The sequence below is a fragment of the Paenibacillus sp. UNC499MF genome, from assembly GCF_900107975.1.
GTDB lineage: Bacteria > Bacillota > Bacilli > Paenibacillales > NBRC-103111 > Paenibacillus_F.
Map to the genome: position 1 here is coordinate 1 of NZ_FNVF01000008.1, position 12,706 is coordinate 12,706.

General features: G+C 56.6%; 11 protein-coding genes. All 11 read right to left on the reverse strand.

Annotated features, from left to right (window positions below; translation table 11 throughout):
• Positions 1-172: 172 nt before the first annotated feature.
• Positions 173-1,063, reverse strand: a complete 891-nt coding sequence (locus C4S74_RS17180) for a YitT family protein (protein WP_181024466.1) — start codon at positions 1,061-1,063, stop codon at positions 173-175.
• A gap of 362 nt (positions 1,064-1,425) precedes the next feature.
• The gene (locus C4S74_RS17185) at positions 1,426-1,818 is read right to left on the reverse strand and encodes an MmcQ/YjbR family DNA-binding protein (RefSeq protein ID WP_103996528.1); all 393 of its coding nucleotides are present in this window, start codon (positions 1,816-1,818) and stop codon (positions 1,426-1,428) included.
• A gap of 199 nt (positions 1,819-2,017) precedes the next feature.
• Entirely contained in the window at positions 2,018-3,736 is a 1,719-nt protein-coding gene (ptsP, locus tag C4S74_RS17190) for a phosphoenolpyruvate--protein phosphotransferase (RefSeq protein ID WP_103996529.1), read from the reverse strand.
• Positions 3,729-4,001: a phosphocarrier protein HPr gene (locus C4S74_RS17195; RefSeq protein ID WP_103996530.1), complete on the reverse strand. Its 273-nt coding sequence runs from the start codon at positions 3,999-4,001 to the stop codon at positions 3,729-3,731. The genes ptsP and C4S74_RS17195 overlap by 8 nt, the downstream gene beginning before the upstream one ends.
• A gap of 95 nt (positions 4,002-4,096) precedes the next feature.
• The gene (gene ptsG / locus C4S74_RS17200; protein WP_103996531.1) at positions 4,097-6,157 is read right to left on the reverse strand and encodes a glucose-specific PTS transporter subunit IIBC; all 2,061 of its coding nucleotides are present in this window, start codon (positions 6,155-6,157) and stop codon (positions 4,097-4,099) included.
• Positions 6,158-6,748: 591 nt separating this feature from the next.
• Positions 6,749-7,150, reverse strand: coding sequence for a ferredoxin family protein (locus C4S74_RS17205; RefSeq protein WP_103996532.1), 402 nt, complete (start codon positions 7,148-7,150; stop codon positions 6,749-6,751).
• Positions 7,147-8,835: an FAD-dependent oxidoreductase gene (locus C4S74_RS17210; RefSeq protein WP_103996533.1), complete on the reverse strand. Its 1,689-nt coding sequence runs from the start codon at positions 8,833-8,835 to the stop codon at positions 7,147-7,149. The genes C4S74_RS17205 and C4S74_RS17210 overlap by 4 nt, the downstream gene beginning before the upstream one ends.
• Positions 8,836-8,926: 91 nt before the next feature.
• On the reverse strand, positions 8,927-9,943 hold the full coding sequence (locus C4S74_RS17215; RefSeq protein ID WP_103996534.1) for an ABC transporter substrate-binding protein: 1,017 nt from the start codon (positions 9,941-9,943) through the stop codon (positions 8,927-8,929).
• Between the two features lie 128 nt (positions 9,944-10,071).
• A complete protein-coding gene (locus C4S74_RS17220) occupies positions 10,072-10,923 on the reverse strand; it encodes an ABC transporter permease (protein WP_103996535.1) in 852 nt (283 codons plus the stop codon).
• Positions 10,924-10,938: 15 nt separating this feature from the next.
• Positions 10,939-11,808 carry an ABC transporter permease gene (locus tag C4S74_RS17225; protein WP_103996536.1) on the reverse strand — a complete coding sequence of 290 codons (870 nt, stop codon included), beginning with the start codon at positions 11,806-11,808 and terminating at the stop codon, positions 10,939-10,941.
• A gap of 17 nt (positions 11,809-11,825) precedes the next feature.
• Positions 11,826-12,602, reverse strand: a complete 777-nt coding sequence (locus tag C4S74_RS17230; RefSeq protein WP_103996537.1) for an ABC transporter ATP-binding protein — start codon at positions 12,600-12,602, stop codon at positions 11,826-11,828.
• Between the last annotated feature and the right edge of the window lie 104 nt (positions 12,603-12,706).

Consider the following 12,706-nt stretch of genomic DNA (forward strand, 5'->3'; position numbering starts at 1 on the left):
GCACGCCACGGCAGCACGCCACGGCAGCACGCCACGGCAGCACGCCACGGCAGCACGCCACGGCAGCACGCCACGGCAGCACGCCACGGCAGCACAAAAAACCAGCATAGCCTTCCGGCTGCTGGTTTTTTTGCCTTTCTCGGCGTTTGTAGGGAGAAGCTTCTTCCAAGAATCAGTGGATATCCTTCTTCTTGAATTGGCCGCCCTTCACATCGTGAATATTGCCGACGGCAATAAACGCGTTTTCGTCCCATTCTTCGACGATGGATTTCAGCTTCGCTTCTTCCAGACGCGTAATGACGGTGAAAATCACCTTCTTGTCGTCGCCGGTATAGGCGCCCTCCCCATGAAGGTAAGTCACGCCACGGCCCAGACGCTGAGTGAGCGCATCGCCGATTTCTTTATATTTTTCACTGATGATCCATACGGATTTCGACTGATCGAGACCCTCGATCGTCACATCAATCATTTTCATCGCAATGTAATAAGCAATCAGGGAATACATCGCATGATCCCAACCAAACACGAATCCGGCGCTGCCGAGAATGAACAGGTTGACGAACAAGACGATTTCACCGACGGAAAACGGTGACTTTTTGTTGATCAGAATAGCTACGATCTCCGTACCGTCAAGGGAACCTCCCGAACGGATAACGAGCCCGATCCCGACACCGAGGATAACCCCGCCGAAAACGGCCGCCAGCAGCGGATCAATGGTGAAAGCCGGTACCGGATGAAGAAAGGAAGTGCCGACTGACATGGCGATAACACCGAACAACGTCGAGAAGGCGAACGTTTTACCGATTTGTTTGTAACCCAGAAACAGAAAAGGAAGATTTAAAAGGGTCAAGAAAATACCGAGAGGGAGATGGAAGAAGTGGGACAGCATAATCGAAATACCGGTTATACCGCCGTCGATAATATTATTGGGAACGAGGAAAACTTCCAACCCGACTGAAAACAAAGCCGCACCCAACGAAATAAACACGATTCTTTGCAGAAGCTTTACCGCAGTAGCCGTACGTTTGCCTGTTTTTTCTCCTTGAAAAGTCGATTTTTCCACACTCAATGGCCGACACCCCTTTTATTTGTATTTATCTAAAGTTTGCCTTAACCCGAAAAAGGAGTCTGTTTGCGGCAGACTCCGGAAATGCGATCGGCAAACAAACATCGAATACATGTATTATACCATATTATTCGCCTAGGATCACTGAATTTACCGAAATACGGTCAAAAACGGGGATCGGTATTCTTGACAAGCCTTACGGAAGTCTATCCGAAGCTTTTTTTCATGTTTTCCTCCGCAATGGAAAACCCGGCAAGCGGCGCCTCTCTTCAAGCCCGCGGACGTCTGCAAATTCCCGCCGCAGGCGCCTATTTATCGGCCCTAAAGGCGCTTAAGCTTCGCTTAGTTTTCCCAAGGTTTCAGCTTTCATTCCAATCCGCACCGCCGTACTGCAGGATATGCTGCTGCATTTTTTTGCTTAAACTGCCGCGGACGAGCATATAGGAAACGTCCACCATATCCCTAATCTCCTGCGGATCCAGGCTTCCGTCCAGCAGCACGGTATTCCAGTGGCGCTTGTTCATATGATAGCCGGGCTTAACGGCATCGGGATACTGCATGCGCAGCAGCTCCGCTTCCTCCGGCGGGCATTTCAGCGTCACGGTCCCTTCGCCCCGGGCGGCACCTTCGGAAGGCAGCAGGGCGAACATTTTCCCTCCTACCCGCAGCACATCGGTTTCATTGTCGAAGGGACGGTCTACAGCCGCACCCGGCTTGGACAGAGCGTATTCCTTAACCTCTTTTGTATTCATATCTTTGGTGACCCCTTTCATCGCAAAAGTTTTATTTTAAACGGGATTCGCTTTGTAAGGTGCAATTTCCTTTCACGACAAAAAAAGAACACCCCACCGGTTCGCTTAGGCTGCTGCCTTCCGACTCCTTTGGGGTGTTCCTGTTCTTAACTCCAGCTAACTCCGGCAGCTTGCGATCTGCCGGATTAACTTCGGGCCTTTATGCTTGCGGCTGATGGCCGTTTACGAGCGCCACGACTTCCTCGGCCGTCGACAGCTCGATCGCGCGGGCGGCGAGCTGCCGCATCTCCGCCAGAGAGAGCTTCACAATCTGGCTGCGTGCAGGCAGAATGGAAGTGGCGCTCATGCTGAACTCGTCGAGACCGAGTCCGAGCAGAAGCGGAATAGCGGTCGTATCTCCCGCCATCTCTCCGCACATGCCGGCCCATTTGCCTTCGCGGTGAGCCGCGTCGATCACCATCTTAACGAGGCGCAGAATGGCCGGATTGTAAGGCTGATACAGATAAGAGACGCGCTCGTTCATCCGGTCGGCCGCCATCGTATATTGAATGAGGTCATTAGTGCCGATGCTGAAGAAATCCACTTCTTTGGCAAACTGGTCGGCCATGACAGCCGTCGACGGGATTTCCACCATAATACCGAGCTGAATCTCGTCGGAAGCCGGAGTTCCCTCCGCCGCCAGTTTCTCCTTCTCTTCGAGAAGAAGAGCCTTCGCCTGACGGAACTCGTCCAGCGTAGCGATCATCGGGAACATGATCCGCAGAGAACCGTGCACGCTGGCGCGCAGCAGGGCGCGAAGCTGGGTGCGGAAAATATCTTCGCGTTCCAGACACAAGCGGATGGCACGGAAGCCGAGGAACGGGTTCATCTCCTTCGGAAGCTGCAGATAAGGCAGCTCCTTGTCGCCGCCGATATCCAGCGTACGGACTACGACCGGCTTGCCCTCCATCTTCTCAAGGACTGCCTTGTAGGCCTTGTACTGCTCTTCCTCGGTCGGAAGCTGATCTCTTCCCATGTACAGGAACTCCGTCCGGTACAGGCCGACAGCTTCGCCGCCGTTCTCCAGCACGCCGGCCACGTCGGCGGGCGTGCCGATGTTCGCCGCAAGCTCGACATGATGACCGTCCGGGGTCACCGTCGGCTCGTTGCGCAGCTTGGCCCATTCCGCGCGCTGCTCGGCGTAGCGCTGCTGCTTCGCGCGGTATTCTTCGACCACTGCGGGCACCGGATTGATAAGGATATCGCCGTCCAATCCGTCCACGATCAGCAGGTCTCCGTCTTTGACAAGATCCAGCACGTTCTTCGTCCCGACGACAGCCGGGATTTCAAGCGAGCGCGCCATGATCGCGGAATGAGACGTGCGTCCGCCGATATTGGTCGTAAAGCCTTTCACGTAGGTGCGGTTAAGCTGAGCCGTATCCGACGGAGTCAGATCCTCCGCCACGACAACCGTCTCCTCGGAGATCGACGACGGGCTCACGAATTTAACGCCGAGAAGATGAGCGAGCACCCGCTTCGTCACATCGCGCATATCCGCCGCACGTTCCTTCAGATAATCGCTGTTCATGTTCTCGAACATTTCGACGAACGTCATCGCTACTTCGTTCATCGCAAATTCCGCGTTGACCTTCTCGTCGCGGATTTTCGCTTTCACCGGATCGACAAGCTCGGGATCACCGAGCACAAGCAGGTGAGATTCGAAAATCTCCGCTTTCTCTTCTCCCATCTCCCGAAACGTCTGTTCCTTGATAGCCTCAAGCTCGGCGCTGGATTTCTCCAGAGCATGCTCGAATTTGGCAACCTCGGCTTCCGTATCCTCCACGGTTTTGCGGATGACGGTCAAGTCGGGGTGTTCCAGACGGAACGCCCGGGCGATGGCAATTCCCGCCGAAGCGGCAATGCCACGGATATTAGCCATTAAGCTCGCCCAGCCCTTCTTTGGTCATGATTTCTTCCAAAGCGGCGATCGCTTCCGCTGCGTCTTCACCTTCCGCGGAGAAAGTAATGACGTCGTTTTCTTCCAGACCCAGGGAAAGCACGCCCAGGATGGATTTCATAGTTACTTTCTTGCCTTTGCTTTCGGCGAATACGTCGGCTTTGAATTTGTTGGATGTGTTCACAAGCGCTGTGGCCGGACGTGCGTGAATTCCTGTATCGCTGGTTACTTTAAATGTTTTTTGCATAGTTGGTCATCTCCACTCGTTAATTTAGTTGCTTCCTCTATCTTAACCGAAAAGGAGGGGGTTAGAAAAACAACGCTCTTCTCCCCCGTTTCTCTTTACTTGATCGTAATAATATTTTTATCGCCGGATTTAACGTCGCCCTGCTTATTCAGGCGAATTTCGGTGCCTTCCGGCAAGTTCGTGAAAATGACCGGCGAGATAATGGAAGGAGCGTGCTCTTTCACATAATCAAGGTCGACTTTCATGATCGGCTGGCCGGCTTCCACGATATCTCCTTCGGAGACAAGCACCTCAAAGCCTTGTCCTTTCAGTTTCACCGTGTTGACGCCGATGTGAACCAGCAGTTCTTTGCCCGCATCCGACTGAATGCCGATGGCATGCTTGCTCGGGAATACGTTGAAAATTTTGCCGTTTACCGGAGATACGATCGTTCCGTTTTTCGGCAGGATAGCAAATCCGTCCCCTGTCATTTTCTGCGAAAAGACTTCGTCCGGGACAAGCGTGATATCCATCAGTTCACCGTCTGCGGGAGCTACGATCGTTTCTTCCTTCATCAGCTCGCTGCCGCCCGTATCGGGAGATTCCACTACCGGCACGCTCGCCGTGGAAGGAATGCGGCCCGCCATAACGTCCTGGATCTGATTTTTCAACGAATCGGAACGGGTTCCGAAAATCGCTTGTACATTGTTGCCGACTTCGAGCACGCCGGAAGCGCCCAGTTTCTTCAGACGCTCTTTATCCACGGCGCCCTTGTCCTTCACCTGGACACGCAGACGCGTGATACATGCGTCAAGGTTGGAAATGTTCGGCGCGCCGCCAAGTGCTGCCAGAATGCTGCTCGGAAGGTCGCCCGTACCCGAGGCATTGCTTGCGCCGCTGACGGGAGCATCGTCCGTATCGGCTTCCGTTTGAACTTCTTCGCGTCCCGGCGTTCTCAAATTGAACTTGGTAATCGCGAAGCGGAACACCACATAGTAGATAACCGCGAAGACAAGGCCGACCAGAATCGCGAGCCACCACGGCGTACGGTTAGGCAGAACACCGAGCAGCAGGAAGTCGATCGAGCCGCCGGAGAATGTAAAGCCGAGCTTAACCTGCAGCAGCGTCATAATCGCGAAGGAAAGACCCGCCAGCAGGGCATGGAATACGTAGAGAAGCGGTGCAACGAACAGGAACGAGAACTCGATCGGCTCCGTAATCCCCGTAAGGAATGCCGTCAGAGCCGCGGAGCCCATAATACCGGCTACCAGCTTTTTGTTCTCGGGACGTGCTGTATGGTAAATGGCCAGACACGCGGCCGGCAGACCGAACATCATGAACGGGAAGTTACCGCTCATAAACGTACCCGCCGTAAGCGGCACGCCGTCTTTCAGCTGGGCGAAGAATATTTTCATATCCCCGCGTACCAGTACGCCCGACTTGTCGATGTACTCGCCGAACTCGTACCAGAACGGCGCATTCCAGATGTGATGCAGACCGAACGGAATGAGGGAACGGACGCCGACCCCGAACACGAAGGAAGCCAGAACCGGATTCGCATCAAGTACGGAACGGGAGAACGCGCTCAGTCCGTGTTGAACCGGAGGCCAGATAAAGATCAGGATAAAACCGGCCAGCAGCGCGGCAAGAGAGGTAATGATCGGAACGAACCGCTTGCCCGCAAAAAAGCCGAGGTACGACGGAAGTTCGATTTTATGATACCTCTTGTAGAGGAGCGCCGCTATGACCCCCATAATAATCCCTCCGAAAACGCCCGTTTGCAGGGTAGGTATACCGAGCACGCTCGCGTAAGAAGGATCTTTAAGCGTCAGCGAGAAAGGGGTTACACCCGCCAGAACGCCCATAGTCACGTTCATAATCAAGTAACCGATCGTGGCTGCGATACCGGCAACGCCGTCTCCGCCTGCCAGACCGATCGCTACCCCGATTGCGAAGAGCAATGCCAGGTTGGCGAAAATAATGTCGCCCGCACTCGACATAAGGTGAGCCGCAACCTGAAACCCGTTTCCGCTGAGGAAAGGCATAAGCTCGATGGTGTCCGGGTTTTGCATGGCCGAACCGAACGCCAGCAGGAGACCCGCGGCAGGAAGAATGGAAACCGGAAGCATGAGCGCCTTACCTACTTGCTGGAGAGCGCCGAAAACGCCTTTTAACATGTGCTTCACTTCCTTTATCTGGTCATAGTGTCTATGGATTATTCAACCCCACAGGCAAGGCCGAAACAGCAAAAAAGGCATAAGCAGTCAAGGAATGCCGGAGATAGCTGCCGGATAAGGGTTAATATAACCCGAACCGGACCATTTCCATTCATTCTCTTTCTTGCTCATGCCTGATCGTATCAGTCACACGCGCATATCGCCTGTTCAGTTGTATAATTCCTAAGCACCGTCATTATAGCATGACAAATCTCAACAGACAATACCATTTTTCGCACTCCGGGCTCGTTAAAAAGGAGACCTCCCAAACGGGAAATCTCCGGTTAAAAAACGGAAGTGGGCGCGTTCCGGCAAAGGAACGTCGCCCCTTCCAAAAGGGATATCGTTCCTTAAAACACCTGCCGGATATCTGTCAGACAATTACTTGAGACATCTATGGAAGATGACCCTCCTTAGCAAAAGCGGGAATCCTTCCGGTTCAAGCGGTCCTGCCGGGGCGGTTGGTCCGATAACTCACTTAAGGCGCTTGGGCCGGAATGCCCAGCCTGGGCGATCTCCTAAGGCAGCTCGGCGCATCCGGGCGGCATGATGTTACCCGGCCGGTTTCCGGGGATAATCCGGCGTCAGAATAAACGCCGTCTCCTCCTTATCCAGTGGGGGCTGCTTCGGGAGAACACGGTCGATAAACGGAGTCGTATCCAGCTTGGCAAGCTTGACGCGCCCCGGTCCCCAGCCGATCTTCTCTCTCCAGCTGCCCAGAACGCCGGATTCCGCAAGCGACCGCTCATCGACGCTGACCGCCTCGTCGCCGTACGGAGAGACGTAAAGCGCGTCGACCGGACAGTAAACCTCGCAGATAAAACAGGTCTGACAATCGTCCTGCCGGGCGATAACCGGTATCCGGTCCGGTCCTTCGTCGAACACGTTCGTGGGGCAAACCTTGACGCACATGCCGCAGCCTACGCAGCGGGAGGAACTGACCAGCTCGATCATGCCGGCGTCACCTCCTTCCGCACGGCATCTCCGACGGCCGGCTGAAGCCGCTCATGCAGGGACTGCGCGGAATGTGCCGCCGGGGCCGCCGCCGTCAGGGGCGGGACTTCCCCGCCGCCCTCGAACTCGACGCGGATGTCGTCCAGCCCCGACACGAGCAGACGGCGCTGGTAGGCCGGATCGCTGTGCGGGTATTCCGCGAGCGTGTGCATCCCGCGCGTTTCCCGCCTCGCCAGTCCGGCGGTATGAATCCAGCGGGCCGCCGCCGTCATGGCGGCCGCTTCCCTGGCACGGACCCGCTCCCTCGCATCCCCGCCGGGGATACCGCCCTGAACGAGCGGCCACAGTCCGTGCAGTCTTTGAAGAGACTCCCGGAGCACAGGCTCGCTCCGGAAGTAGTTGATCTCCAGCGGGAACACTTCCCGCTGGACGGCCCTTACAATCCCGGGCACATCCGTCATCGCGGATGCCCCCGCTGCCCCTGCCAGCCCGGCGCCGCCTGCCGGGCGGAGATTGCGCCGGTCTGCCCGGCCGCCCAGCGCAAGCGAATACGCGGCGGCGGCTCTGCCGGACCAGGTCCCGGACGAGATCGCCCACGAGGCGTTAAAAGCGCCGCCGCCGGATTGAGCGCCCGTGACCCGCTCCCGGGTAGCCGCGTCGCCGGCGGCATAGAGCCCGGCCACGGTCGTCGAGCAGTCTTCGCCGACGAGCCGGATGCCGCCCGTTCCCCGCACGGTTCCCTCGTACCGGAGGGTCAGCGGGAACGGCTGCGTGAACGGATCAATGCCCGCGCGGTCAAGCGGCAGGAAGAAAATCGCGTGCGAGCTGCGCAGAATCGCCCGCTTCTCCGGGGTGTCCGCCTTGTCCATGACGGCGTACACGGGCCCTTTGCTCAGCATCTTCGGCAGAAAATCGTGCGGCCGGGGCCCCTCGGAATGCAGAGGCGTGCCGTCCTCGGCATAGAAGGTCGCCCAGTTCAGCAGCCGTCCGCGTGTGTTCGTGGCGAAGGCCGCGCTCGGCGCATACTGACGGCTGAACTCCATGCCGGAGAGCTCCACGCCCAGCTCGGCGGCCATAAGCAGACCGTCGCCGGTCAGGACGTTGCAGCCGAGACCCTTGCTCAGGAAGGCACAGCCTCCCGTAGCGATCACGACGGCGCCTGCCCGCACTTCCCAATCCCGGTCATCGAGCCGGGATACGCCTCTGGCTCCGCCGACACCGTGCTCGTCGACGAGAAGCTCCAGGGCCGGAGACTGGTCCAGGATGCGCGCGCCTGCCTTGATCACGGCCCGGCGCATAAGCTTCATGTACTCCGGCCCCTGCAGGTGATCCCTCATGGGAACTCCGTTCTCGTCTCTGCGGAACGGATACCCCCAGGATTCCACCAGCTCCAGGCTTTCGTACACCTGATCGAGCACGCCGTGAATCCAGGAAGGTTCGGACAGGAAGCCGCCTCCCTTCATCCGCTTCCTGACCGCTTCCTCCCTCAAAACGGGATCGGGAGGCAGGTAAAGCAAATTCGTTCCTCCGGGCGCCGTCGCCCCGCTGGAACCGAGAAAGCCCTTGTCGGCCACGACTACCCTGGCACCGCGGGAAGCCGCGCTCCATGCCGCCCAGGCGCCTGCGGGTCCGCCGCCGATCACCAGGACATCGGCCGTTAATTGAAGCGGCTGTTTCTGACTCATGGTTCTTCCCCCTGTTCTGCCGCTTATTTGGCTGCAATCTGTTTTGTGACCCGTTTTGATGCCGGTTTTGACGACCGGTTTTGAGGCAGGCTTATTTCACCAGCCATTCATCGACGTTGAAATCCGTATCGGCCAATTTATCCCCGACAAGAAAATCTTTAGTCGCCTTTAAAGCCGCAATACCGCTGTCCGTGAATGACTCTCTTTGAATGCGGGAGACGGCGCTCGTTTTTTTAACCAAATCCGTCGGTGTTCCGGTATTCTCGACCACAAACGCATAATAAGCGTCTTCCTGCGTTTTCAGACTGTCCAGCGCTTTGATTCTCAGATCGTTCCACACTTTTGCGATATCCGGCACCTTCTTCAAATAGCTCTCCGATACGACCGTTACCCCCGCGCCTACGAGAGCGGGATGATCCTTGGCCGCTTCGTCCAGAACGGGAAAGCCTTGGGGAATCAGCTTGAGCCCGCGCACTTCCGTGGTGGCTATAGCGTCCACTTCTCCTCTGACCAGAGCGGCATCCGCATCTTCATCCAGCAGATGAATCAGCTGTACGTCTTTAATGCCCTGTTCTTTGAGCAGTCCCGCCAGATAACGGTGCATGTACGAGCCTTTCTTCACGGACACTTTCTTGCCTTTCAATTCGGCCAGCGTTGCGGGGCCGTTCTTCTTCCCGAGAATAAACGCGTTGCTCCCGGAGGAATTCAAAGTGATGACTTTGGACGGCGCCCCTGCGGAACGGGCCAATATAGCCGGCGTGTCCCCGAGAGAGCCGATGTCGATCCGCCCGCTGATCAGCGATTCGCTCAAGTCCGGGCCGTTGGGAAAACCGACGAACTGCACGTCCGTGATCCCCAGCTTTTTCAGTTCCTCCTTAGTCCCGCCTTTATAAAATCCCCAGCCTTCGGCACCGCTCGGAAGATTCAGCTTGTTCGCGCCGATATAGCCGATGCGCAGCACGGAAGGCGCTTTGCCGCCCGGGTCGGCTGCTCCGGAAGGATCGGCTTCCGCCCGGCCGCAGGCCGAAGCCAGCAGGACCAGCGCGACTAGAACGAGCAGCAATCCGATAGGATGAGTATGTTTTTGGATGAATGGCGAACGTGTCATGCTAATCCCCCTCTTTATGTAGAAAATTTTCTCCGCAAAGTTTTCGTTTCCGTCTTTGTATCCGTCTCTGTATCCATCTCTGTATCCGTCTCTGTTCCCATTCCCGTTCCAGGCGCAAACTTCATTTCTCAGCCTTCAAAACTGTCCCTCCACTGCAGCAGCTTCGTCTCCAGCAGCCTGACGAACGTATCCACAAGCTTGCCGACGACCGCAAAAAGGATGACTCCGACAAAAATAATTTCCGTTACCGAATTCTGCTTCGCGAAGTTGATCAAAAATCCGATGCCCGACTGGGAGCCGATCAGCTCCGCAACGACGAGCCCCAGCCACGAAACGGCCAGCGAAAGCCGCAGCCCGAGCAGAATGTTGGGCAGGGAAGCGGGAATGATCAGCCGGAGCAGCTGTTTGTGCGGACTGAACTGCAGCACCTTGGCCACGTCGAACAGTTTGTTATCCACACTCCGGATGCCGAGGTAAGTGTGGACATAGAGCGGAAAGAAAGCTCCGTTTGCGATAATGAGCGTTTTGGACGTTTCTCCGAACCCGAGCCAGAGGATAATGAGCGGAGCCGCCGCCAGATGAGGCACGAGGCGGATCATCTGCAGCGTCGGGTCCAGCAGCTGCTCGGCTTTGCGGAAGTACCCGGTCAACAGGCCGAAGAGCAGGCCGAGACTGCCGCCGAGCAGGAAGCCCGTTAAAGCCCGCCACAGCGAAATTCCCACATGTTCCGTCAGCTCGCCGCTCACGGTCAGTTCTTTGAATGCGGCGCCGATCATGAGCGGAGTCGGCAGAAAAAACGTCGAGATCCAGCCGAAGTCGCCTGCCGCCTGCCACATCACGAGCACAAGCACCGGAAGAACGGCACCCAGGGCAAAATCGCCCGTCTTCGCTTTCAGGAACGTCTGCCGGTATTTGCGCAAACTTCCGGACCGTTCATGTGTTCCGGTGAGCCGCCGGAGCGCTTCCCCGCCACCGTTCATAGCTGTCCCCTCCTTTTACTTGCCACCGTAGCTGTCCTGCCACTGCAAAAACCGCCTTTCCAGCAGCCGGACCCCTGAATCCGCCGCCTTGCCGATCACGGCAAACAGGATAATGCCCACGTAAACCACCGCGGTTTTGTTAAACTGCCGGGCTTCCGACATCAGATAACCGAGCCCTGACGAAGCCCCCATCAGTTCGGCCACGACCAGCCCGAGCCAGGCGATGCCGAGCGAAACTCTTATGCCGAGGAAAATGTTCGGGAGCGCCGACGGCAGAATAAGCCGCACCAGCTGTTTGTATGTGCTGAAACCCAGCACTTTCGTCACTTCAAACAATTTTTTGTCTGCGCCCCTTATTCCCAGGAAGGTATTGATATAAAGCGGGAAAAAAGCCCCTTTGGCAATCAGCAGCACTTTCGAAGGTTCGCCGAAACCGAACCAGAGAATAAACAGGGGCGCAATCGCCAGATGGGGAACCATACGGATCATCTGCACGGAAGGATCGAGCACTTTCTCCGTTCTGCGGAAAAAGCCGACCAGCATGCCCAGCAGTAGACCTAGTCCGCCTCCGAGTGCAAAACCTGCGGCTGCCCGCAGCATGCTTATGCCCACATTCTCCGCAAGCGCGCCGGACTCCAGCAGGCTGCGAAGCGACTTCAAGATAGTCCAGGGAGTCGGAAAAAGCAGCCGGGAGATATAGCCCGCGTCACCGAGCACCTGCCACAAAATGATCGCGGACGCCGGTACGATCGCTCCCAGCCAGAACGACTCCAGCCGCCGGCTCCTGGATGAGCCGGAAGACGCTGGTTCTGCCGGGACAGAATCAGCCGCAGCGGCCAATAAGGCCGGGCTTGTGCCCGGCAGCGGGTTTGACGGCTTGCTCACAAGCGGCACCTCCTTCGTCAGATTCCTGCGCTTTCAACGAGCTCCAGCTCATCCAGCTTTTCGAATTCGTTTAAAATTTTGTAGCGTATTTCCTGAAACGACGTACTCGTTTTCTTCCTCGGAAAAGGCAGGTCCACAGGAACGATATTCCGGATCGCGCCCGGGCGCGGTTTAAGGATGACGACCCGGTTCGCCAGGAAAATGGCTTCATCGATATCGTGGGTGACGAACACCATGGTCGTCCGGTTGGCCTGCCAAATATCCAGCAGCACCTCCTGCATATGCGCTCGCGTAAAAGCATCCAGCGCCCCGAAAGGCTCATCCAGCAGCAAAATTTTCGGATTACGGAGCAAAGCACGGGCAATGGATACACGCTGGGCCATCCCGCCCGAGAGCTCCCTCGGATAAGACTTCTCGAAGCCTTGAAGCTTAACCAGCTCGATCAGATTATCCACCTTGGCACGTACCTGCGGGTCTTTGAGCGAAAGATCGGCCGCGATATTCTTCTCGACCGTCAGCCACGGGAACAGGCGAGGTTCCTGAAAAATGAACCCTTTATCGATACCCGGCCCCGTCACTTCCTCGCCTTCCAGCCGGACGTTCCCGTCGTGATCGGTATCCAGACCCGCCACGATCTTCAGCAGCGTGCTTTTTCCGCATCCGCTCGGGCCGATGACCGTGATGAACTCGCCCTCTTTTATATCCAGATTGATATCGTGCAGCGCATGGACATGCCCCTTCTTCGTCTCAAAAGCTTTGTTCAGCCTTCCGATTTCAAGCAGCAGTTTTCCCATCGTGATCCCCCTTCGTTTTAGGACAAAAATAAAAAAAAAGCGCATGCCGAACGGACGATTTTTCACATCCGGATCGCAGGCGCTTCTAGTTAACTAGTCAGCAA

Excerpts from the sequence above, each read along its gene's own strand:
- C4S74_RS17185 (WP_103996528.1), bottom strand. The coding sequence starts at position 1,818 with ATGAATACAAAAGAGGTTAAGGAATACGCTCTGTCCAAGCCGGGTGCG.
- ptsP (WP_103996529.1), bottom strand. The coding sequence starts at position 3,736 with ATGGCTAATATCCGTGGCATTGCCGCTTCGGCGGGAATTGCCATCGCC.
- C4S74_RS17195 (WP_103996530.1), bottom strand. The coding sequence starts at position 4,001 with ATGCAAAAAACATTTAAAGTAACCAGCGATACAGGAATTCACGCACGT.
- ptsG (WP_103996531.1), bottom strand. The coding sequence starts at position 6,157 with ATGTTAAAAGGCGTTTTCGGCGCTCTCCAGCAAGTAGGTAAGGCGCTC.
- C4S74_RS17205 (WP_103996532.1), bottom strand. The coding sequence starts at position 7,150 with ATGATCGAGCTGGTCAGTTCCTCCCGCTGCGTAGGCTGCGGCATGTGC.
- C4S74_RS17210 (WP_103996533.1), bottom strand. The coding sequence starts at position 8,835 with ATGAGTCAGAAACAGCCGCTTCAATTAACGGCCGATGTCCTGGTGATC.
- C4S74_RS17215 (WP_103996534.1), bottom strand. The coding sequence starts at position 9,943 with ATGACACGTTCGCCATTCATCCAAAAACATACTCATCCTATCGGATTG.
- C4S74_RS17220 (WP_103996535.1), bottom strand. The coding sequence starts at position 10,923 with ATGAACGGTGGCGGGGAAGCGCTCCGGCGGCTCACCGGAACACATGAA.
- C4S74_RS17230 (WP_103996537.1), bottom strand. The coding sequence starts at position 12,602 with ATGGGAAAACTGCTGCTTGAAATCGGAAGGCTGAACAAAGCTTTTGAG.